Origin of the sequence: Pseudoalteromonas luteoviolacea, assembly GCF_001696455.1 — a bacterium.
Lineage (GTDB): Bacteria > Pseudomonadota > Gammaproteobacteria > Enterobacterales > Alteromonadaceae > Pseudoalteromonas > Pseudoalteromonas luteoviolacea_C.
Map to the genome: position 1 here is coordinate 58,448 of NZ_MAUJ01000005.1, position 24,309 is coordinate 82,756.

Genomic DNA, 24,309 nt, shown 5'->3' on the forward strand with positions numbered 1-24,309 from the left:
AATAAAAAGCAGCTTTCCTAAGCTGCTTTTGCTATTTAAACTTGGCCATATTCTGGCGAAAGCACAAATTAAAATGCATAGTCATATGCAGTTTGTATAAAAAAGGAAAGACCATGTCTTTTATCAATGAAACACACGATATAAATTTAAAAAGCTGGGTAGTAAGCGCAAACCAAGCAGGTACTGATTTCCCTATTCAAAACTTACCTTTTGCGTCATTTCGTCGTAAAGGAAGCAGCGAAGAGTTCCGCGGCGGTGTGGCAATTGGCGACCAAGTATTAGATCTTGGTGCGGTTGCTGCTGCAAATATCTTTGACGGTGTTGCGCAAGAAGCGGCTGAAGCTGCAAACGCACAAGCGCTTAATGAATTTATGGGCCTTGGTAAAGCACATTGGTCAGGTCTGCGCCTTGCACTTTCTCGTGCACTGCGTGAAGGCTCTGAGCACCAAAGTACGCTGGAAAGTGCACTTGTAGCACAAAATGATGTTGAATATGCATTACCATGTCACATCGGTGACTACACTGATTTCTATACTTCAATCTATCACGCGACTGCAGTAGGTAGTTTGTTCCGTCCAGATAACCCGCTTCTTCCTAACTATAAGTGGGTGCCAATCGGTTACCACGGTCGTGCATCATCTATCGATGTTTCTGGTCAAACTTTCCCTCGTCCAAAAGGTCAAACTAAAGCGCCTGACGCAGAAGCGCCGTCATTTGGTCCATGTAAGCGCCTTGACTATGAGTTAGAGCTGGGTATTTATCTAGGTAAAGGGAACGAGCTTGGCGATGCAATTGGTATTGAAGATGCAGAAGATCACGTATTTGGTTTCTGTCTATTCAATGACTGGTCAGCACGTGATTTGCAAGCTTGGGAATACCAGCCGCTAGGTCCATTCCTTGCTAAAAACTTTGCTTCAACTGTATCCCCTTGGATTGTTACAACAGAAGCGCTTGCACCTTACCGCACTGCATGGCATCGCGATGAGAACGACCCTCAACCTATGAGCTACCTTGAGTCTACGCAAAACCGTGAAGCAGGTGCATTTGACATTCAAATGGATGTACTTATCGAAACTGATAAGATGCGCAGCGAGAACGCAGCACCGAGCAAGGTATCTGAGTCTAGCTTTAAGCACAGCTACTGGACAGTTGCACAAATGGTCACTCACCACACGGTGAATGGCTGTAACTTCTTACCAGGTGACATGTTAGGTTCTGGCACGCAATCAGGTCCTGAGCATGAAGAAGCAGGTTCATTACTTGAGCTATCTCGCGGTGGTAAAGAGTCAATCACGTTAAGCAACGGCGAAGAGCGTAAGTTCCTTGAAGATGGTGACAAGGTTATCATGCGCGGCTGGTGTGAAGCAGACGGCTTCAACCGTATTGGCTTCGGCTCTGTGGAAGGCACGGTACTTCCTGCAAAATAATTGAATAGTATAATTCTATTTAAATCAAAGGCGTGCATAAACACGCCTTTTTTTTGTATTTTTATACTGGCTTTTTGTATAAAAATTGTTAGAGTTAAGCGTTATCTAAATTTTTGAGTGTTATGTTAAGCGTTATCAAAAGCCTAATAGTTCAGCTATTTCAACCTAAACAACTTATGTTGCGTCAAAACGGCAGAGTGTCACTGTTGACTGTGCCAACTTGGCTACAAATCACTTTGACAATAAGTGTTTTTGCAACTTTAATTTGGCTTGGCTTTGCAACAGCTCAATATTTCAAACAAAAACAAGGCATATCACAATTAAATAATTCAGTTGCCTTACGAGAGCAAGATTGGCAATCACAAAAAGCCGCATTAGAAGCCAAGCTCGCGCAACAAAATACTCGTATAGCGCAGCTAGATGCTCAACACGCTGTTTTGAATGAACTGATGGCTTCATTGCCAAGTACAATCACTGAAGAAGCGATTGCTGAACCTGAAGTTCAAGCAGAGCAAACCGATAACGAGCGCCCTATCGAAGCAGAGCATACCCATGAAAGTGACTTTCATCATCACGCTGTAGAGCTTGATGACGCTCAAACCAAATTGCTTAATCAACTACACGGACTGATTGCTAGACGTAATCAAGTCTTAATTGCCAGTATGCAAGAGGCTGGGATTCAAGCTCAGACGTCAACGCAAGCACAAGGTGGTCCGTATCATCAAGTGCAAAGCAACTTATTACCACAAGCCTATTTAAAGGCAATTGATAGCTCAGTGAAGCTTAACCAGCTAGAGAATTTAGTTCAAACACTCCCAAAAAGTATGCCAGTAAAAGAAGACAAATATTATATCTCTAGTGCATTTGGTTACAGAAAAGACCCAATCACGGGTAGGCGTGCTTATCACAAAGGGGTTGATTTGGCTGGCTGGCATAAAACTCAGATAATAGCCCCTGCGGATGGCAAGGTCACCAGAGCTGGAAAGAATGGCGGCTATGGTAAGTTTATAGAAATTCAACACGCTAACGGTGTCACTACACGCTATGGCCATTTACACACGATCAAAGTTAAAAAAGGTCAGCTTATTAAACAGTCTGATGTTATCGCTTTGATGGGCAGCACAGGAAGAAGTACTAGTACACACTTGCACTATGAGGTATTACAGGATAAAAAGCATATTAACCCTGTTAAACTTGCAAGAGTACTGGAACGTGTTCAATAAACTTAAAAACAATAAATCCACTGCGTTATACGTAGCAATGATCTCCCCCAACACCCAAGTTATTGGTGATATCAAATGTGACGGTGAAATCCAAGTCGATGGCACGATCACTGGCAACTTAGAAGTTGAGCACTTAGTGATTGGTGAGCACGGTATTATCGAGGGCAATATTACTGCCACTCAAGTTGAAGTCAAAGGGACTGTGAATGGTTGTATAACAGCCCAACAGGTACGTTTAGAGCCTTCAGCTAGAGTCCATGGCGACATCGTCCATGATACGCTCAGTATCGAAGCTGGCGCGCATATTGAAGGCCAGTTAAAGCACAACACTGACCTATCAAATGTCACCCCTATCGAACAGCAAGAGCAAGCTTAGCTTTTTTCCGTAATATACATCGTGATGTCGGCGTGAAATACTTTTACGCCTTCACTGTTGAACAACTCGACTGGCACGATGAGGTCTTCTTTGTCCCTCCACTGACGAGGCATGGGAATTTGTGCCTGCGCTTTTAAATCCGAGTCCGCTTTTTTCAAATATTGAACCGTCATTCCTTTAGGGATCCACCTATGCGTATGGTTTGGCACCGTAGCGTCAGTCACTACACCTGCACATAATTCCGCAAGGTTGCATTGCGCAATCGCGTGCACAGTCCCTATGTGGTTGTGAACAGCTCGACGATTAGGCATTTCGGCACAGATCCGACCGCTACTTAGGTGCGTTACTTTCGGTTTGATAGTCGCAAAGTAAGGCGCTCTTTTGCATATTGCTTTACTGAATAGCCAATTACCAAAAGGGAGCCACTTGAATTTTTTATACGTTTTTAATAGTGAGCTAGCCATACACTATCCTGATGATTGTTTTTAGCCAAACTAACACATCAGACCAGTTAAAACTAGCGTAAAAATTGACAGTAAATACTTTTGACTTACTCGCTTTGAAAGTCACTGACTTTAAGTCTGTACGTTTTGCTCCTGACAATTTTAATCATTCGAATAAAATATTTTCCAATTTCGGCGTTTTGTCCTGTCTTTTTGCTATCTGCACAATACAATAGCGTCGAAAAGGAGACACCATGCAACACCGTACCAGCAAATCTTTAATTTTTATTCTCGCCCTGCTTGTCATTTTTTGCCCGCTAGGCATTGATTTATACCTGCCTGCCTTTGTCGACATGCAAAATGCCTTGGTCGTTAGTGAGGCTAAAATTCAGCAAACTGTCAGTGTTTACATGCTGGCTGTAGGCCTTGGGCAATTAATTGCTGGCCCGCTTGCAGATAAATACGGCCGAAAACCCATTGCAATCTTTGGTATTGCTCTGTTTATCGCGGGTGCTATTTTGGCAACACTCGCACAAACGTGGGAATGGGTCATGATGGCTCGCGTATTACAGGGCCTAGGCGCTTGTGCCACATTCGTTAGCGCGTTTGCCATTGTCAGAGATAGTTTTGGCCATAAAGGCAGTGGTCAAATGATCACTTACCTCAATGGTATTGTTTGCTTTATCCCTGCGCTCGCGCCCATTTTGGGCGCTTGGTTAACAGTCGAATTTGGCTGGCGAAGTAACTTCTTGTTTTTAAGCGTCTTTGCCGTAATCGGCTTAATGGTGATATTTGTGATGTTTAAAGAAACCAAGCCCGAAGACTCTATTTATCAAGGACACATATTAGATTTTCGCCGTTTCACGCCAATGTTGAGTAGCTCAAAGTTTATGTTTAATGCCTCCATCACCATGGTATGCATGTCTGCGATGTTAGTTTTCGTCGTCGGTGCGCCGGGTTGGATCATGTCTCATTTGAGCAAACCGATGTCTGACTTTACCCTGTGGTTTGCCATCAATGCCGCCATTAGTATCGTATCGAGCTTTATTGCACCACAATTCATTAAGCGTAACAGTCGCAGAGCTCTGCAGTTTGGACTGACACTATTCTGCGGCGCGGGTGTTATTACCTTTGCCTTGCCTCAGACAGATGTCATCACTTACATGCTCCCCATGTATATCGCATCTATAGGGTTTGCCTTTACTCTGGGTGCAGCTGCTGGTAACGCACTTGCAGAATTTCCAAAGCAAGCGGGTACAGCCTCTGCACTGATAGGGTTAATGCAAATGAGTGGCGCCGGCTTACTCGCTGTCGCAACACAACCTCTGGGTTTGATTGCTCCTTGGCAGCTGGCATTACACTTGATTATGGCAATGCCGTTTTTATTACTTTTGTTTTCAAAGTATCGTCATACATTGCACAGCGCGGCTTAATATAAATAACCAAAATAAGTCGTAAAATTGTCACATAGCAGAGGCATACTGTACCTCAATAGCTTACAGGCTGTTGTTTAGAAGACTTTTGACTTCTTTTAGCATTGTTTAGATTGATAGACTCAAGATCCCCCAACCTTGTTATGCGGGCTTAATAACCCGCATAGTTTTTATAAATTACAATAAAACATTTTCAAACTTTTCTTAACACATTAAACTAGCCCCGAAGTTAAAAAAAGAACAACTCCCTATGCTGAACCCCGAATACTTAATTTCTTTCGCTGTAGCAAGCCTTGTTATTGCTGTTGCCCCTGGCCCATCAAATGCATTTTTAATGGCGCAAACCTTCACCAATGGAAAAAGTGCTGGTTTGCAAAGCGCGCTTGGCTTCGCATTAGGTGGAGTAGTACATACTTTATTCGCGGTTATCGGCCTCTCCGCTATTTTGAAGGCTTCAGAGACGGCTTACAGCACAGTACAATACTTGGGTGCCGCTTATCTCGCTTATTTAGGCATTATGACACTCAAAGATACTCTGGCGAGTCAGTCGTCAAACGACCAACAAGATGAACAGGTAGATACCACTAAACCGAATAAAAATGTCACCTTTCAAGCAATGATGACCGAAGTGCTCAATCCTAAAGTTGCGCTATTTTTCATTGCGTTTATTCCTCAATTTGTTGATACCTCTTTGGATGCCTCAACCACATTACAACTGGCTATATTTGGCCTCCTCTACCCCATATTGGCTTTTCCAATCGATTGTGCTTATGTATATGGAGGAGATAAAATTGCAGGGTATTTTCGGGCCCACCCACAAGCACCGATATGGATAGACCGAATATCGGGTGCCATATTTATAGCTCTGGCGATAAACCTCTTGTTATAGAAGGACTTGCTAATGGAACATAAACTATCAATGATTCCCGCTCAAAAACACATCGCGTTAGTCGCACACGATGGTAAAAAACAAGCAATGGTTGATTGGTGCGCCAATCATGTAAATATACTGAGCGGGCACAGCTTATCTGCAACAGGAACAACAGGTAATTTGATAGAAGCTAAAACTGGCTTAGAAATTACAAAATTACTCAGTGGTCCAATGGGAGGAGATCAGCAACTCGGCGCAAAAATTGCTGAACAGCGTGTAGATATGCTGATTTTCTTTTGGGACCCGCTCTCATCTCAGCCACATGACCCAGACGTGAAGGCCTTGCTTCGCCTAGCCGCAGTTTGGAATATACCCGTCGCGTGTAATGAAGCGACCGCCGATATGCTAATGACATCAACTTTTATGGATAGCGAGTTGCCAAGACAACAACCCGACTATAAAGCTTACTTACAAAACCGACTTAGTTAACGATATATACGCTCAGCCCACTTTGTGAGGCCTGCGGTGACACTACCAAAGTTATCACCATTCAACATAGGGATTTCTCCTAAGGCTTCACGTAAAGCTTGTTTTAAGAGAGGTGACTGGGCGCTGCCGCCGGTCAAATAAATGGTGTCAGGCTGCGCGCCAGCATCAATAATCGCTTGCTGAGCTAAATGTGTAATTTGCGATAAACTCGATTGTACAGATTCTTCAAGCTGGGTAACGTTGAGAGATTGAGATAAATGTGTTTCAAGAAAAGACAGATCTGAGCAGTGTTCAACTTGTGTGCTGAGCGCTATTTTTGCCAACTCTGCCTGTCTAACAAATTGATGCGTCATTTTATTTTTATGTATAACTTGTAAGCGAGCCAGTTTTTGGGCCTCTTTCACATCTCGCTGCATTGTTACCAACTCTCTCCCAAAAGCACTACTATAAAAGTCGCTTTGCATTTGAATGTCATTGATTTTGCATGCTTGCCAAAATATTTGATGAGGTAAAGGCAGACCTGACTTAAATTCACTGCCTAAGCCACATATCGGCATCAGTTGATGAAACGCTAAGGCAATATCTAAATCATTTCCACCAATTCGCTTACCTGTGTGCGCGAGGAAGTCATTACTGCGGTCGAGTGCGCCTCTAAAACTAGGACCCATTTGTACAAACGAGCAATCACTGGTCCCGCCTCCAATGTCCACAACTAATACTTTTTGGTCCTGCTGTAAATTAGATTCAAAATCAATACCAGCAGCGAGCGGCTCGAACAAAAATTCGACCTCCTTAAAGCCAGCTCGCTTTGCCGCCGTACTCAAAATCTCTAATGCTTGACGGTTACTCTCATCTCCGCCCACAGCTTGGAAGTTAACCGGTCGGCCAATCACTGTATGAGTCAGTGTTTTTCCTAAGTGGAGCTCTGCACGGCGCTTTAACTCAATGATCATCGCACTGGCAATATCTTCAAAAAATGAGATTTGCTCTGGTTTCAGGCCAATGGCACCAAAGAAAGATTTAGGAGATTTAACAAAATACCCTTCCTCAGGCATTGAAATATATTCTTCAATCGCCTCTTGTCCAACGAAGACGCCACTTTCAGTGCTCTCTAAATCCAGATCATGTCGAGCAAATTGCGCACTTTTAAGAATGCCCGCTCTCGTTTGACGATACGCGTTTTGCGCATTTGTATCTAGCGTTTTGGCAACCGTATCGGATATCAGTGAATTGTGAAGTGCGTATAATGTCGAAGGTAGATAGTGCTTACCTTGTTCCAATGGCACCAAGTTCACCTTGTTTTGCTGCAATACACCCATTGCACAATTTGAACTACCATAATCAAAACCGACAACCATTGCGACCTCACAACTGTTAGGAAAAAGGCCGCGAAATGTAGCATAGCCCGCAAATAATTTAAAGAGGCATTAAGTGGCTCTTTACTGCAGCGACTCCCTTATTCTCAAAAAGCTTGCAAATCTAGGCTTACCGTATTTGGTCTTACCTTGGTATTGAAAAGTGATGGTACTGCCTATCGGGGGCGGAGCCTGTCGCTGCATATCACTAAAACCCGTGCCAATATTAAACGTTACACCGGATGGCATGCGGACTTTGATTGCCCCCATCATCCCCTCATATTTGCCCTTTCCCGGTAAGTGTGCAATAACAACCGCTTCGGCATCAAATTTAGGCTTATACTTCAAGATTCGCGCCGTTCGGCCATTTGAGTGCATGGCATGCTTCTCATGCAACATCACTCCTTCTCCACCGCGTGCTAACACGCTCTGATAAAATGCGTCCAGCTCCAACTTATTATTAAATTGCAACTGCTCAACAGCCTTGACGTGCATACTAGGTAACTCATCAATCAACTTTCTATACGATTGATATCGATTTTCAAAAGACTGTTTGTCATCTGGGGCATCAAATACAAGATATTGTACTTGCAACCAGTTTTCATGATCGGGGACTTTTCGACGAATTAGACTACTCACAAAAGCAAAATTGTTATACCCGGCCCAAAGCTCTCCATCTAGCCAGCGATTGGGCAATACAGCCGTAAACCAAAAAGGCGCATGAATGATGTTGCCTTTGCGGGTTTTGAGATGTTTACCATCCCAAATTGCCCTCACACCGTCATATTTCTCACTGACTAAGTAACGGTGGACGGGTTGTTGTTGAGCGTAGACTTTGGCTAGCTGAACATCTGGTGCTTGTTTAGCGAAAAGAGGGGTCGTTATAAACGCGACAATGATGGCAATAGGCCAAATGATAGGTTGTTTCATGCTACTTCCCTTTGCAGATAAAAACGTATATCCCGTTTAAAAAGTAGCACTTTCAGCTTATTTGTACAGACTATCCACCCGTTATTACATTTTTATAAGCGGACTCTAGATTATCACAAAGCCAAGCAGCCCTTGAAAAGTCTTGATTCTTTGAATGTTTATGAGGAATAACTATCGTTTTTACACCGGCTTCGACGGCGGCCAAAAGCCCTGTATGAGAATCTTCCAATGCAATTGCCTGATCCGGCGATATATTAAGCCGCTGCATAGCTTGTAGATAGGGTTCAGGATTGGGCTTAGGATGCGCTACATCATCTTTGCAAATCACACAATCAAACAGATCCAATAAACCATAATAGGACAAGACAGGGACTGCCTCTGCCGTTGTACTACCAGTCACCAATGCCAGTTTAAATTTCTGGGCACACAGCGACAAAACGTCCCTTGCATGAGGCATCAGTACAGGCTTGTGAACTTTTGCAGTCTCTATAAATTGAAGGTTCTTTGCTTCAGCCAGTGCCTGTGCGGTTTTCAGTAGAGAATAGCGTTGTTGCAATATCTGGCCAGTTTTCACGGTGGGAACACCTGAAAACTCATTGCAGAAAGTCTGCTCCTCAATGTGTACCTTAAGTGGCTTTAAGACCTCACACCAACTCAAGTAATGAAGTGTTTCTGAGTCTACCAATGTACCGTCAAAATCAAATAATAACGCTTGTATACCCATAAACACTCCTTTTCTTTAAATGTAAGTTAGCCTTTTAGCGCAGCTGGCGGCTCAGCATAGGCTTCTTCACCAGTTTCAACCTCGACTAGCTCGTAACCACGTTGTTTTCTAACCACCTTTAATACTGGCTTTTCAAAAGCAGATTTCAGCCTGTCAGCGTCTGCTTGTAAATCTTCAATGGTATGTCCAAAAGGAGCGGCGCCAGTCTCTGACCAATTCGTTACCTTTCCGTTGATGTTATACTCAACTTCATGAATTTGGTATAGCGCTGACTCGTTGTCTTTGCCTTCACAATAAATCACGCGATAGTTCCAAAATCCAGACATGTTTAACTCCTCTTACTAATTACTACGCTGCGACTGTACCAACTAATTCGGTCAGTTGCATTAAAGAAATAAAAAACCCGCGCTATTTTATCAATAACACGGGTTTATAAAGGTTTGCTTCACTTCAGTTAATTAGAAGAAGCGAACCTTAAATTCAGCACCAATGAAACGTTCTTCATTCAACATACCTGTTAGGTTGTTGAAATCAACGCCACCAATGACGCGCTGTGTATCAAATAAGTTTCTTACGAATACAGAAGCTTCATATTCGTTATCACCAGAAGCCCAAGCGTAACCAGAACGTAAACCTACTTCAAATAACTCTTTACCAGTAAACTCGGCTGCTCTGTATAAGAAGAAGTCAATTTTGCTACGATAAGACGCATCTGCATACGTGAAGAATTCACCTTCACCAAGCTCTGTTGAGTAACGTAAAGTAGCATTTGCAATCCACTTAGGCGCATGAGGTAAAGAGTTGCCATCAATATTTGCAATCTCATCCATACCATCGCCATCTGCAGCAAATTGGTTAGGTATTTGACGGAACGGGTCTTGAATTGTACACGCAGAACCACATGCACCGACTTCAAGGTCAGCATCATCTAACTCTGTCTCATTATAACTTAGGTTAAATGTTGCATTCAGTTCGTCAGTTAAAACCCACTCGGTATCAAGCTCAAAGCCGTAACCGTTCGTTTTGTCAGCGTTAAGTAGGCGGTTAAAGTTTGCACCACCACCAACAGCCGTTAGCTGCTGATCGCTCATTTGATAATAGAAAACAGTTGCGTTTACACGGCCTTGGCCATCAAGTACATCAGATTTTACACCAAACTCAATTGAATTGGTTGTTTCTGACTCAGCAACAGTGACGACATCGCCAAATAGGATACGACCCTGAACACTCGGTGCACGGAAGCCATTCGCTAAGCGCGCGAACAAGTTAACGTCATCTGTCAGTTTATATGTAGCACTTAAGTCCCAGCTTACATGGCTGTCACTTGGGTTTGCTGTGCCAACCAAAGAGTCAGCTCTACCTACAGGGCTCTTTGTGCGTTCTGCACGGAATTCTTTTTCATCGTCAGAATAGCGAAGACCTAAAGTCACGTCTAATTTGTCAGACACTGTGTAGTCAAATGAACCGAAAACAGCCCAAGCTGACGTGTCTTGAGTTTGCACTGCATAACCGTTTTGAACACCGTAATTGCCCGCGGCAGTATCGAACGCCAATGTATCATAACTAAAGCTTTCGATTGTCATGTCCTCTTCAAACAAGAACACGCCCACTTGGTAATTAAAGTCACCAGAGTAGTTACTAGACAAACGCAATTCCTGAGTATATTGATCGTGCTCTGGTAAACCATCTGCAGTTTCAGATGGGAAAGCTATCAACCCAGGACCTGACTGAGGTAAAAATACAGCGCCATATCCACCATCGATATCCGCGCGCGAGTATATTTCAGCACTTTCCCATGCAGAAATCGATGTTACTGTGTGTTCAGCAAGATCCCACTCTAACTTCAAACTCAACCCTTGTGTTTCTACCTGTTGAGTTGCGCGAGAGGCTGCGTCGTGGTAGACAACGTCATTGTCATATGCAGGGTTGATATTGTTTGAACCTTTTTCGATCAGGTTCGCACGGAATGGAATTGGACGACCATCTAGATCACGAACGTGATAATTTAATAGACCTGTAAAGTCATCGCCTTCATATAAAAATTGAACGCGAGCAGCTTTTTCGCTGTAACCACCTAGAGAGTCATCTTTTGCGAACTCATTGGTTACACCTTCAGGTGAACGCACATCGATGTAGTCTGGCTGTTCTTGCCACAATACAGATACACGCGTAGAAATTCTATCAGTCAGACCTGTGCCTACAGCACCTTCAAAGTCAACAGACTCACGGCTACCGTATGAAACTGATGCATAACCATCAAATTCTTGACTTGGTTTTACAGAGTCAAATTTAACAAGACCGGCTGGAGTATTACGGCCAAATAACGTTCCCTGAGGACCTCGAAGTACTTCAATACGCTCAATATCAAATACAGGGAAGCCTTTTAGAATAGGGTTTTCTTGAACAACTTCGTCAACAACCAAAGAAACAGGCTGTGAAGCATTTAGATCGAAGTCGGTGTTGCCAAGACCGCGGACATAAAAGCGCGGGAATGTACGTCCAAACGAAGATTCTACCGATAAGCTCGGGATCTTAGCGTTCATAAAGCGGATATCCATACCAGCTGAACTGTAGGCGTCAAGATTGTCGCCTTGTAATGCAGACACTGAAACTGGCACTTCTTGTGCATTTTCAACACGCTTACGTGCTGTAATTTGGATCACTTCCAGTTGATTACTTTTTGCTTGCTCTTCTTCAGCAAGCGTTGTGAATGAAGTACCTGCCACAGCAGAGAACAACGTTGCATTGATCAAAGTTGCTAACGTAGATCTTTTCATTGCTTTCATGTTGGTTTTTGACCTTTTTTATGCACTCTTTGAGTTCAACGGTAAATTGGGCGCCGTTTCACATTGGCTATGGCGTTCAATTTTGCGCGTTAATGACAAACAACGCGGACCTCGTACTCGAGAGTGCAAAGCGAAAAACGAGGCTGAACGCAACGGGCGTAATTATAGCAGCAAATTTTTAAAATGCTTCAAATAAACACATAAATTACACACATTTTTACAACGTTCGACGACGTTAGGTCAAACTTTACAACTTTTAGCAACAAAAAGCGGACATTTGTCCTTATAAAAAAATAAATATTGTGGTCAGGAAATAGTTTTTTACCTATTCTTTAAACAAAACATCAATATTTCGTTGATGTTTCAAAAATAGCTAAGCTATGCACCAAAATGGACAACCTAGCAAAAAATTAATTATAACCGGTTACAATCGCCCAAAATGGTAACCGGTGTCATGAAAGCATGCGCATTCTATCTAAGCCCATTCAACTAAGAGAGGACATTAGACCGCATATTTGAAACATATGCGCCTAGCACAAGTTTATAGAGTACGAGAATTTAAATAGGTTCCAAAAAAACGTTTTTAATTGAACGCGTATAGTTAGATTGCTTGATCTGCCCCAATGCATCAGCAGGTGTCACCTGCCAGATGCCATGAAGAGTGGGTGTAATTAACTGAAGGGGTTATATGCTTGGAGAATGCAAACCCACATAAGAGGCCTTATGCGTATCTGGGTCATATTTCAAAACCGCCACACTGGCTGTGGCAAAAATAGGCATCTCGCCGGGCACTAGCTGATCTACCATGTAACTCACTATCGGCATATGCGCGACTATCAACCAAGAATCAATTTCTTCATTCATGCTTATCAAGGTCTCAATATAATCTACCGCAAATGAGGCACTGCCACTTGGCACAATATCTGTGCAAGTTTCTTCGAACACAAAGTGATTGCTTTGCTTGACTTCAAGTGCCGTTTGCTGTGCCCGAGTATAAGGGCTAACCAAAACAGCCTGAGGAGCGTGGGTTTCTAACAACCACTGACCCATCTCAAAAGCTTGGGCACGTCCTCTATCAGTCAACAATCGAGCTGCATCATCCGCTTGCATTGGCCCAGCTTCGCCATGTCGCATAATCAATAAGGTTTTCATAGCTCTCCGAAAAGTATCGAAATTTTTATCTATATCAGTAGTAAACCTAGTTATTTGTCCGCTATATTAAAACAAAAGATTCATAACCGTTAGTAATTTACGTATTCGACAGACTATCTCACTTATTTATATATCGGCGGCGCACATTTGAAATTAAGTAACAATGATAATAAACAATATAAACACCTGACACTGGACAATGGTCTTAGGGTGCTACTTGTTAATGATCCAAGCAGTGAGAAGTCTGCATCCTCTTTGGCAATAAATATAGGCCATTTTGACGACCCTATCGATCGACAAGGTATGGCGCACTTTATCGAGCATATGCTGTTTTTAGGTACAGAGCAATACCCTAACCGAGGAGAGTTTTCTCAAGTCGTCAGCCAATTTGGTGGAAACGCCAATGCATGGACTGCTACCGAGCACACTTGTTACTTTTTTGATGTACGTGCAGACAAATTTGCGGACATATTGCCACGCTTTGCCGATTTTTTTGTTGCACCACTGTTTGAAGAATCAGCCCTTAACGATGAACGAAATGCCATTGACTCTGAGTTTAACCTCAAAGTCAAAGATGACAACAGACGGATTATTCAAGTACACAAAGAGACTGTCAATCCAGCGCACCCCTTCACAAAGTTCTCTGTAGGGAATCACGATACACTGGGCGATAAAGACGGACACATTCGTAAAGAAGTTACGCACTTTTTTACTGCTCACTACCAAGCTCAATGGATGACGCTGGTGCTGGCTGGGCCACAGTCCCTTGCAGAATTAACCGAGTTAGCACGTATTAATTTCAGCGCGATTTTAGGCTCTGATACTAAAAAGCCCCCTATCAGTGCATCTATGTACCGTCAACAAGACCTTGGATTGCTGTTACATATTCAGCCCCGCAAACACTTACAAAAACTGATTGTAAGCTTTGCCATGCCGGATATTAAAAACCTGTATCGTTATAAAAGTTTAAGTTTTCTTGCACATTTATTGGGTTATGAAGGGGATGGCTCGCTATACGCTATATTGAAAAAAAATGGCTGGATAAACGCTTTATCGGCAGGCGGCGGAGTGAATGGCAGTAACTTCAAGGATTTTAATATCAGTTTCGCACTGACAGATGCTGGCATTGAATATTATGAAGACATTGTCGAAATGCTATTTGAATACATCAGTCTGATCAAAGATAAGAAAGCTTCTTTACCCGCGCTCTATTTAGACAAGAAACGCTTGTTGGAACTGGCTTTTGATAACCAAGAGGTCAATAAACTGATCGACTGGGTTAGCAATGTAAGCGTGAACATGCATCACTATGATGATGAAAACGTGCTCTATGGTGATTATTGTATGGAAGGGTTTAACGAATCACTCCATGAACAGTTATTGGGCTATTTGTCGCCACATAACATGCGTTTGGTCATGATACACCCAAGTGCTACACATGAAACCGAAACGATCAATAAAATTGCTCAATGGTACAACACCCCTTATCAGGTAGAAAAAATTAGCACGGAATGGTTGAATGCATTGGCAAATATCCAATCTCCACTTCCTGAGATGATGTTACCCAGTGTAAATCCGTATTTAGCACACGACAACACCCTATTTGCAGTCGAATCCACAGCACAGTCTCCAACACAGCTAAAAGATAAACCTGGCTTTGAGTTCTGGTTCAAGCAAGATGCTACTTTTAGGGTCACCAAAGGGCACTTTTACCTAGAGTTAGACTCCGAAATATCCATCGCTGATACCAAAGCGATGGCACTAACACGGCTTTTTGCAGATCTCTTTATGGACAGTGTGGCAGAACAATTCTACTCAGCGGAATTGGCTGGGCTAAGCTATCACCTTACTTCTCATCAAGGAGGCTTAACCCTTCACACAGCAGGCTTGTCCTCTTGCCAGCTAAAACTAGCCTCACAATTAGTCGAAGCACTGCAAAAACAGCCTATCAGTGCAACAAGATTTGCAGAATATAAAAAGCAGCTCATTAGGCACTGGAAGAACCACAATAAAAATAAGCCTGTAAGTGAATTGTTTAGTATTTTGGGTGCTAAGCTCATGCCTTGGAACCCAACACCAGAGGCACTGGCGAAAGCACTTAAAAATGTGTGCTTTAACGATTTCAATGCGTTTCGCTCAGCATTATTTAGCTCAATACACGCCAAAGCATTTTTGCACGGGAACTGGCAACGCAAACACGCAAAAGCCATTCAACAGCAGCTATTATGTAACTTTGCGACCAGTGAAATACTAGAAGACCTGAAAAAGCCACTTAATACGATTGAACAACCCCTGTGCGAAGCGTATACCAAAGAAAATAGCGAGCACGCATTTGTTCACTATATACAAGCGCCAACACATAGTGTTGAAGACAAAATTAAGATCATGGCTTTTAATCAATTGGTTAGCCAGCACTACTTTGAACAACTGAGAACACAAAAACAGTTAGGGTACTTAGTCGGTGCGGGCTATGCGCCTTTTAATACAAGAGCTGGAATCGCTTTTTATATTCAATCACCTAAGTTTACAAGTGCAGATCTGCTGGCGCACCATGATTTGTTCATACAGGAATTTGTTGCACATATTGATGAACTAGAACAAACCCACTGGGAGGATGTCAAATCCGGTTTAAAATCACAAATTGCTGAAAAAGACAAAAACCTTCGATTGCGTTCTCAGCGCTTTTGGGTCGCAATTGGCAATGATGACCATACCTTCTCGATGCAAGAACAGTTATTAAAAAGCCTAAATGCACTCACTTTCGAACAGCTCAAGCTGTTTATTATTAAAGTCACTGCCTCTGACTTTCCAAGCCTTACATTAAAAATGAACTAGCGCACTTTATACCTGACCACATAAGGCGGCACTAACAAGCGATGGTGCCGCCATTGGCAGCCATTATGCGAAATAATCTCGTTCCCAACAGGTTTCTAACTTACTCTTTTTGTGTTTCATCAATTTTGCTTTGACTAAGACATGCTGTTTCGATTAGATTAGTGAAGATTACTTCGAACTCTTGCACTATGGTACATAAAAAAAATATAAGCATATTCACAGCTCTTATTGCCCTTTTTATTCTGAGTACTTCAGTGCATGCGCACCCATATGTAGAGCCTATCTTCAGTGACCCCATGCCATTTGTTACTGTGGCCATGGTTGCATTGGCTCCTTTTTTTATACTACTTATCTTAAATCGCAGAGCATCTCGATCTTTATCCAACTTACGTATGTCAGAAAAATGGCTAAAAAGCACGGTTGAAGGGAGTGGTGATACCCTGTGGGACTGGAATATTCAGTCAGGTGAAATTATCCGCATCAATGACAAATATGCACTCAACGAAGCTAAAAGTGAACATTTCATACCTAATGCCAGCCGGATACACCCTCAAGACATACCGATAGTGGAAAAACAGCTTAAACTTCACTTTGCTGAAAAAACAGCTTTTTTCGAAGCCTCTTATCGCCTGAAAGATAATCTGAATCAGTATCACTGGGTACTGGATAAAGGTAAGGTAATTAGCAAAGATGAAAATTTAAACCCACTCAGAATGACCGGCACTGTACGTGATATTAACCACTTGAAAAGTACCGAAGAACGTTTAAACCTGTTCGCTAAGTGTGTCGAATCGCTAACGGACGCGATTGCAATATATGATAATAATTTCAAGTTGGTCGATTTAAATCCCAGCTACTTACGCATATTTGGCGGTAAACGTACCCAATACCTTCATTCTGAATTTCAGCTACCCGGATACGACAGCCGATTTATTAGACAGATTAAGTCTGCTTTAAAAGAAACTGAGCACTGGCAAGAAGAGTTAAAAATATATAACCAACAGGGCTTGATGTTACCGATTGAAGTTACAATCGATGAAATCAAAAACAGTCATGGCCATATAACGAATTATGTTGTTGTCTTTTCAGATTTAACCGAAAGAAAAAAGGCAGAGTCTCAGCTGCATAACCTCTCCAATCGCGATCGCATTACAGGCCTGCCAAACCGCAACTTGTTTTTTACTAACCTTAAGAAGCTGTCTCAGCAAGGCACTCATCATGCCCTGTTGGTATTTGATTTAGATAACTTTAAAAAAATAAACGATTCTCTAGGCCACCAGCTCGGTGACAGCTTATTGTCTAAGCTCGCCATGAGACTCAATAAACTATGTCGGCAGCAAGACACGTTTTATCGCCTAGGTGGTGATGAGTTTGCGCTCGTTATGTCTGGTACTAACGATATTCACACCATAACAAAAGTTGCCAAGCAATTTCTTGCAGCCATCGCCACGCCCTTTAAAATGGCGAACCATGAATTGGTTATTACCTCATCCGTCGGTATCGTGCTCTTTCCAGAAGACGGCAAGACTCCTGAGATCCTACTCAAAAATGCTGATACCGCTATGTATCATGCCAAACAGAAAGGAAACCACTATCTGTTTTTCAATGATTCGATGAACGAGCAGGCAGTTAAACGCCTACAAATAGAAAACTTAATGCGATTTGGTCTAAAAGAAGATCATTTTGTCGTTTATTACCAACCAAAGATGGACATTCGTACTGGTAAACTTGTTGGCATGGAAGCACTGGTTCGCTTTATAACACCAAAGAAAGGCATTATTAGTCCCGGGGTATTTATTCCGATAGCCGAAGAAACAGGCCAAATCATCGAAATAGGTGAAGTTGTTTTAGATAAAGCTTGTAAAGATGTTAAGCGTTGGGTGGACAAAGGGTTGTTTAATGGCCGCGTTGCAGTCAACTTATCCGCTAAACAGTTCAGCTTACCGGACTTAACTGCACGCATTGATATTATCTTGCAAAAAAATCAACTACCTTCTTATTTTCTAGAGCTAGAAATTACTGAAGGGACAGTTATGGACGACCCTCAAGAAGCTATTTCAATTATGCGTTCGTTAAACTCGAGGGGAATCCATCTTGCTATGGATGATTTTGGCACAGGTTACTCTTCCCTCGCTTACTTAAAGCAATTTCCACTGAACACGCTGAAAGTAGATAAAGCATTTATCGATGATATGGGCAGTGATCGAGGCCGTAACATGGTCGATTCAATAGTGACTATCGCCCATAACCTCGATTTGCATGTCGTAGCAGAAGGCGTTGAAGAAGAAGAGCAACTCGCCTTGCTCAAACAACTAGACTGTCAAACATTGCAGGGATATTATTATTCTAAGCCATTGTCTAGTGACGAATTCGAGAGATTTTTAGAGTCTGAATCTGAGCACAAACCGAGCCTACAACTCGTTAATTAAAACTCATTCAAAAGTGCCGAATTACCCAACTAACCTCTATATTACAGTCATTACAGCATAAAAATCGCCAACACTTTTCTCGCTGCTCACATTTAGAACAAAACGCTCATTTATCAATCGAACCAGCCGTATTTAGAGTGGAAATCAGCCAAAATGACATAAATTGTTGCAAAATATTGCATTATTTAATTTAATACCAGCCTTGAAGATACAAGTATTTGTAGGTATTTAGTTCTAGAAATAGGTACTCCAACAGATAAATCAAGAAAACTTCATAAAAAACAACTTTTTATGATTTGCTCAATGATTCGCCTGTTGGGATTGACTGCAATTCGTTCCTTTTCCATGACGGGCGCTTTATCTCACTGACTCTGGGTCAAAGATAAAAATGTTTGGCAAAGCTTTGAATTGAATAAATCGTCAAAAGCCCTATTACTGTAAATCTAAATAGTGAAATCGCTTATACTAAGCTAAAGTTAGTAGTAAGTAGTCAACGCAGTACTTGTTAGATCATTTGGTCATGGTGTAGTTTGCAGCTAGGCCGGTTTGTGTAGTGTGTTTTTTACACACTTGAGGCGATTTAAAGTATATAAAGGCGAACTGAATAAAGTAACCATTATTCACTTGAATAACCGACGGTTTTTCAACAGATTATGAAATTAACTTGTTTAATAAAATCGCTAACGTGAATTTTTGAATACTTATTGAGCGCATACATCACATTGTTTGTGTGCATTAGACCTTACATATTACAGAAATCTCTCAATAGCTGCTAAAATTAGCCCCATGTTGTATTAATTAATATAGTTTTTTCAAGGACACGGGCTATGGATCAGAAGAGTGTACATACATATTTACAGGCAAAGCCTGGAACCTTTATTACAAAGCCGTTTGCACAAGAGGTAGACGTCTATAAAGTGCAACATAAAATGTTTGCGACTCTTTATGAAGGTAAAGAGGGTCAAACAAATGCAAGCGGTGAACCCGTTTGGTGGTTAAATCTTAAGTGCGATCCCGATGAGGCTTTGTTGCTGCGCGACAAATATTCGTCAATTGTACCTGGACACCACATGAATAAGCGCCTTTGGAATACCATAGTGCTTGACGGCAGCATACCTGAAGATGAGCTTAAACAGTTAATTGATGACTCCTACAACATTGTAGTGGACAATTTACCGACAGCTCAACGAGAAGAGTTAGCTCGTATCACCTCTGGTGATAATTAATTTGGCCTCCCTCGCACCTTGTGCGAGGGCCATTTTAACACGCCATAGCCAGCCTATATCCAAAGTTTAAAACAGCCTCTACCCTCTCAATATATTTGCTAAATCTGCAAGTCTGTAATCCTTTCGTCAAACCCCTGTGATTCACTTCTCAAGTAAATTTTTGCTTTAGGAGATATCTAATAATGAACAAACTAATACTGCCCCTTGCACTTTCTACTTTACTCATTGGTTGCGCACTGGATGGGGATGATGGCTCAAATGGCAAAGATGGTGCGGTAGGCGCACAAGGACAAACCGGTACGGCGGGACCCGCTGGCGAGAAAGGAAACACAGGAGATAAAGGGGAAACTGGCGCTACTGGTCAGCCTGCAACCATTCAATTAGTACCCACATTAGTCGGGCGTGCCGTATTGAATGCACAAAGTCCTGAAGGCGCAGCTGAAATCGTCGCTTATCACGCACAAAGCCAACGGATTTTTGCACTAAATAGCTCAATGTCACCAGCTACGATAGAAATCATCAATATTGCCCAACTCGATGCGGATACCCTGACGAAAAATACAGAAGGCGTGATCACCAATACAAACTTGCAGAGCGACACAACAATTAACCTCAGCGAATTCGAAACTGGTGATGCAAACAGTGTAGCGATAAGCGGTAATTTAATGGCCGTAGCTGTAGCCAAAGAAACAGGAACAGCAGGTAAAATTCTATTTTTCGAGATTGCACAAGACTCAGTCAAATTTATCAAATCCGTTACCGTTGGCGACTTACCAGATATGGTCACTTTTACCCCAGATGGCAATAAAGCGATTGTTGCTAACGAAGGAGAGCCCAAAGGTGACTACAGCGCTGATCCTGAAGGCAGCATCGCCATCATAGATACAACTAATGGCGAGATTGCGGACACTGCCACTATGCTAGACTTTAATGCATTTGACACCCAACAAGCCACACTAGAAGCACAAGGCGTTGTGTTTGCGAACCCAACTGGCAGAATTATAAAAGGCAAAACAATCACCACTACGGTTTCTATGGATTTGGAGCCTGAGTATGTGTCAGTAAGCAAAGATGGGCGATATGCTTATGTCTCTCTTCAAGAAAACAATGCGATGGCCATTGTCGATCTTGAAACCAACACGCTGGCTGTAAAAGGGTTCGGGTTTAAAGACTGGAGCAATTGGACACTCGATGCATCAGACAAAGACGACAAGATAAATTTTGCATCCTATCCTGGCCTTTATGGCATGTACCAACCTGATTCTTTAGCAACATATCAATGGCAAGGCGCAAACTTTATCATCTCGGCCAATGAAGGTGACGGAAGAGAGTATTTCTTTGACTCTCAAGATGAAGCCACTTGTCTTGCACAAGGTGGTATCGATTTCGACGAGGACGATGGATGCTTGGCATACACAGACGAGTCTCGTGCAGAAGACCTGACGCTCAGTAGCAATTTTTCATACTTAAATAACGACGACCAAGACATTGGCCGTTTAAAAGTGTCCACTGTACTTGGCGATGCCAATAATGATAATCAATATGAAGAGCTCTATACATACGGCGGTCGTTCTTTTTCAATCTGGGACCACAATGGTCACAGAATATATGACTCAGGTGATGATGTTGGCAAAATCACAGCCGCCATCCATGGTGAAGCATTTAATAATGATGAAGATGAAAACTCAGGAGACACTCGATCGGATGCGAAGGGTGCTGAGCCTGAAGCACTTGCCGTTGGAGAGATTGGTGAGCGCACCTATGCATTTATCGGTTTGGAGCGCATGGGAGGAATCCTTGTTTATGACGTTACCAATCCTTTCAACGTTACGATGAATACGTACATGATCAATCGTGGCCTGCAAAAAGATGCGGATATTAGCGGCGACTTAGCACCCGAGGGAATGGTGTTCATCAGTGCGCAAAACAGCCCTACTGGCAACCCATTGCTCGTTGTAGGCAATGAGATTTCTGGTAGTATTTCTGTGTGGTCTATCGCTCAGCAGTAATCGCTAAATCATTGACATTTAAGCATCGCTGTCTAGGATAAGAGCTAACAGCAAGCTATAGACACATTGGAAGTTTGCCATGAAAAGGTTAGCAATTATTACCAGCGGCGGCGATGCGCCGGGCATGAATGCCGCCATTCGTGCCATCGTGTTATCTTGTCACACAAAGGACATCCTGTGCTTTGGATTTTATCATGGTTACAATGGGCTGATGGAGGATGAATACCAGCTCCTCTCTCCTGAAGTCGTTAGGCCAATCACACAATATGGTGGCACGATTTTAAAAAGTGCTCGCTGCCCTCAAATGCATGATGACGCAGGCGTTAAACAAGTCGCCAGTACTCTAAAACGGCATAAAATCGATGCCCTTATTGTCATAGGAGGGGATGGTTCATTTCGTGGTATGATGGCACTACAAGCATTTTGGTCTGGACGGCTTATTGGCGTGCCAGCAACCATAGATAATGACTTGGCCTGCACAGACAGTACAATTGGCTTTGCAACCGCTGTCAATACCGCAACACAAGCCATAGATAAAATTCGGGATACCGCCAATGCCTTTGAACGCGTTTTTATCGTGGAGGTAATGGGCAGACACAGTGGCCATATCGCATTCAATGTTGGCCTAGCTACAGCGGCTGAGCGAATCTTATCTTTCGAAAACTGCCCTACCGATGATTTCAAGCATGTTGAGCATTCACTCATTGCGCAAATCCAAACGCAGCAACAGAATAACCACAGTAGCTTTGTTATTGTCCTCGCAGAAAACCTCTGGCCCGAAGGCCCACAAGGGCTCAAGAAATCACTATTCGAGTCCGCCAAAATTGAAAGTGCAGTGTGTGTCTTGGGGTATATTCAAAGAGGCGGGAGTCCTTCACCTGAAGATAGAATTCTCGCAACTGAGCTTGGTATTGAAGCAGTCAGTGCCGCTCTGACCGACTCTGGTGTCATGATAGGTAAAGTGAATGGTGTGCTTACCAGAAGTTGTATTATTCGAGCCACAGAACAAAATAAACCGGTAGACCAAGCATTACACTCAGTCTACAAACATTTAACCTATACCTAGGCGCTACATTGGTTTAGCCGTAGATATCGAATAAATCCGCATTTAACCATAAATGGACCATGATGCTGGCTGCATAACCTAGGGCGATAACTGGCGTCCACTTTAAATGGCCAAAGAAGGTATAATAACCTCTCGCTTGCCCCATTAATGCAACCCCCGCAGCGGAACCGATGGATAGTAAGCTTCCACCAACACCAGCTGTTAACGTAATCAACAGCCACTGGCCATGGGACATGTCTGGCTGCATAGATAATACCGCGAACATAACAGGAATATTGTCGATGACAGCTGAAATAACCCCCAAGAACACATTGGCCCCCGTCGTTGACCAACCACCATATAATACATGCGACATTAAGTTTAGATAGCCAAGAAAGCCCAGTCCCCCAACACACATAACGATGCCGTAAAAGAACAAGAGTGTGTCCCACTCCGCACGAGAAACTTTACTAAAAACATCGAAAGGTACAACGCTGCCCAGCTTTCTAAGTCTATCTTGATCGCCTTCTCGTTCAGCCATGGCTTTTTTGCGAGCCAAAGAGCCTGGCAGCGTCACGCGAAGAAAATACCCAAAAAACTGTAAATACCCCAACCCCATCATCATGCCTAATACTGGCGGTAAATGAAGTAGGCTATGGCACATGACCGCCGTTGCAACTGTGAGTAAAAACAAGGTTAAAATTCGTAAGGCACCACGTTTTAACTCAACCACTTCACAACTTGAATTGGGTTTTTTGTCGGCGACAAAAAAGCTCATGATTGCCGCAGGTACAACGTAATTGGCAACCGCGGGGATTAGCAAAACGAAGAACTCGTTAAACTTAACCATACCCGCTTGCCACACCATTAAGGTGGTAATGTCACCAAAGGGGCTAAAGGCACCACCTGCGTTTGCAGCAACAACGATATTTATACAGCTCAAATTGATGAACTTTTTATCACCCTCTGCCACTTTCATGACCACTGCACACATCAACAGTGCCGTTGTTAAGTTGTCTGCAATGGGTGAGATAAAGAAGGAAAGAAAGCCCGTTAGCCAAAACAACGTTTTATAGCTAAACTCTTTACGCACCATCCAAGTACGCAGTGCATCAAACAAGCGTCGCTCCTCCAACGCGTTGATGTAAGTCATAGCAACGAGCAAGAAGAGCATTAACTCTGCAAACTCTAGTAGATTATGACGAAAAGCATGCTCTGTCGCTTCTGGCATACCCTGTTCAACATAGTAGGCACCGATTAAAATCCATATAAGGCCAGCTGCAACCAATACAGGTTTTGATTTGCGCATATGGAGCTTTTCTTCGAGCATCACCAACGTGTAGGCAACGACAAAGATAGCGATGCAAATAAACCCAAGGGTATTTGCAGTTAAATCGAGTTGAGAAGTAGAAGCAAACGCTGAAAAACTCATTCCCAGCAGACAGAAAAATAGCAGGCAACCTATCCCTACATGTTTCATTTCAAGGCTTTTCCTAAATAAGTGAGCACATCTTCGCCAGAAGGTAACACACTTTTTACACCTGTGGCATTGTACA

General features: G+C 42.8%; 19 protein-coding genes. 11 read left to right on the forward strand and 8 right to left on the reverse strand.

All coding sequences use genetic code 11. The features are described 5' to 3' along the window. The first annotated feature begins 113 nt into the window (after positions 1-113). From fahA to A7985_RS15240, 3 genes are all read left to right on the forward strand, one after another. On the forward strand, positions 114-1,427 hold the full coding sequence (gene fahA / locus A7985_RS15230) for a fumarylacetoacetase (RefSeq protein ID WP_065791319.1): 1,314 nt from the start codon (positions 114-116) through the stop codon (positions 1,425-1,427). Positions 1,428-1,549: 122 nt separating this feature from the next. Beyond that, positions 1,550-2,650 (forward strand): M23 family metallopeptidase, encoded by a 1,101-nt coding sequence (locus A7985_RS15235; RefSeq protein ID WP_065791320.1) that lies wholly within the window; start codon positions 1,550-1,552, stop codon positions 2,648-2,650. After that, positions 2,640-3,026, forward strand: a complete 387-nt coding sequence (locus A7985_RS15240; protein ID WP_065791321.1) for a bactofilin family protein — start codon at positions 2,640-2,642, stop codon at positions 3,024-3,026. Before A7985_RS15235 ends, A7985_RS15240 begins: the two co-directional genes overlap by 11 nt. Here A7985_RS15240 and A7985_RS15245 read toward each other — a convergent pair. Beyond that, positions 3,023-3,490, reverse strand: a complete 468-nt coding sequence (locus A7985_RS15245) for a hotdog fold domain-containing protein (protein WP_065791322.1) — start codon at positions 3,488-3,490, stop codon at positions 3,023-3,025. The genes A7985_RS15240 and A7985_RS15245 overlap by 4 nt on opposite strands. A gap of 233 nt (positions 3,491-3,723) precedes the next feature. On the opposite strand from A7985_RS15245, the gene A7985_RS15250 reads away from it, so the two are divergent. The 3 genes from A7985_RS15250 to A7985_RS15260 all read left to right on the forward strand — a co-directional run bounded on the left by A7985_RS15250 (position 3,724) and on the right by A7985_RS15260 (position 6,262). Continuing rightward, positions 3,724-4,902: a multidrug effflux MFS transporter gene (locus A7985_RS15250; RefSeq protein WP_065791323.1), complete on the forward strand. Its 1,179-nt coding sequence runs from the start codon at positions 3,724-3,726 to the stop codon at positions 4,900-4,902. Between the two features lie 250 nt (positions 4,903-5,152). Next, entirely contained in the window at positions 5,153-5,791 is a 639-nt protein-coding gene (locus tag A7985_RS15255; RefSeq protein WP_065791324.1) for a LysE family translocator, read from the forward strand. A gap of 12 nt (positions 5,792-5,803) precedes the next feature. Next, positions 5,804-6,262: a methylglyoxal synthase gene (locus A7985_RS15260; protein WP_065791325.1), complete on the forward strand. Its 459-nt coding sequence runs from the start codon at positions 5,804-5,806 to the stop codon at positions 6,260-6,262. Here the strand turns inward: A7985_RS15260 and yegD are convergent. The 6 genes from yegD to sixA all read right to left on the reverse strand — a co-directional run bounded on the left by yegD (position 6,259) and on the right by sixA (position 13,209). Next, on the reverse strand, positions 6,259-7,620 hold the full coding sequence (gene yegD, locus A7985_RS15265; protein ID WP_065791326.1) for a molecular chaperone: 1,362 nt from the start codon (positions 7,618-7,620) through the stop codon (positions 6,259-6,261). The two genes, A7985_RS15260 and yegD, sit on opposite strands and share 4 nt — an antisense overlap. An 81-nt stretch (positions 7,621-7,701) precedes the next feature. Then, positions 7,702-8,547, reverse strand: coding sequence for a DNA ligase (locus A7985_RS15270; protein ID WP_065791327.1), 846 nt, complete (start codon positions 8,545-8,547; stop codon positions 7,702-7,704). A gap of 70 nt (positions 8,548-8,617) precedes the next feature. Continuing rightward, complete coding sequence (locus A7985_RS15275; protein WP_065791328.1) at positions 8,618-9,271, reverse strand: HAD family hydrolase; 654 nt, start codon at positions 9,269-9,271, stop codon at positions 8,618-8,620. A 26-nt stretch (positions 9,272-9,297) separates the two neighbouring features. Next, positions 9,298-9,597: a hypothetical protein gene (locus A7985_RS15280; RefSeq protein WP_065791329.1), complete on the reverse strand. Its 300-nt coding sequence runs from the start codon at positions 9,595-9,597 to the stop codon at positions 9,298-9,300. Positions 9,598-9,729: 132 nt separating this feature from the next. Beyond that, a complete protein-coding gene (locus tag A7985_RS15285; RefSeq protein ID WP_065791330.1) occupies positions 9,730-12,057 on the reverse strand; it encodes a TonB-dependent receptor in 2,328 nt (775 codons plus the stop codon). 684 nt (positions 12,058-12,741) lie between these two features. Further along, the gene (gene sixA, locus A7985_RS15295; protein ID WP_065791332.1) at positions 12,742-13,209 is read right to left on the reverse strand and encodes a phosphohistidine phosphatase SixA; all 468 of its coding nucleotides are present in this window, start codon (positions 13,207-13,209) and stop codon (positions 12,742-12,744) included. 147 nt (positions 13,210-13,356) lie between these two features. Here sixA and A7985_RS15300 point away from each other — a divergent pair, with 147 nt between their 5' ends. The 5 genes from A7985_RS15300 to A7985_RS15320 all read left to right on the forward strand — a co-directional run bounded on the left by A7985_RS15300 (position 13,357) and on the right by A7985_RS15320 (position 22,774). Then, complete coding sequence (locus A7985_RS15300) at positions 13,357-16,044, forward strand: insulinase family protein (protein ID WP_065791333.1); 2,688 nt, start codon at positions 13,357-13,359, stop codon at positions 16,042-16,044. Between the two features lie 296 nt (positions 16,045-16,340). Continuing rightward, on the forward strand, positions 16,341-18,473 hold the full coding sequence (locus A7985_RS15305) for a bifunctional diguanylate cyclase/phosphodiesterase (protein ID WP_141685381.1): 2,133 nt from the start codon (positions 16,341-16,343) through the stop codon (positions 18,471-18,473). Positions 18,474-19,300: 827 nt separating this feature from the next. After that, positions 19,301-19,699: an MmcQ/YjbR family DNA-binding protein gene (locus tag A7985_RS15310; RefSeq protein ID WP_065791334.1), complete on the forward strand. Its 399-nt coding sequence runs from the start codon at positions 19,301-19,303 to the stop codon at positions 19,697-19,699. 179 nt (positions 19,700-19,878) lie between these two features. Beyond that, a complete protein-coding gene (locus A7985_RS15315) occupies positions 19,879-21,708 on the forward strand; it encodes a choice-of-anchor I family protein (RefSeq protein WP_176716760.1) in 1,830 nt (609 codons plus the stop codon). Positions 21,709-21,787: 79 nt separating this feature from the next. Further along, complete coding sequence (locus A7985_RS15320; RefSeq protein WP_065791336.1) at positions 21,788-22,774, forward strand: 6-phosphofructokinase; 987 nt, start codon at positions 21,788-21,790, stop codon at positions 22,772-22,774. Between the two features lie 13 nt (positions 22,775-22,787). On the opposite strand, the gene nhaD is transcribed toward A7985_RS15320, so the two are convergent. Beyond that, complete coding sequence (nhaD, locus tag A7985_RS15325) at positions 22,788-24,185, reverse strand: sodium:proton antiporter NhaD (protein WP_370671171.1); 1,398 nt, start codon at positions 24,183-24,185, stop codon at positions 22,788-22,790. Positions 24,186-24,309: the final 124 nt, after the last annotated feature.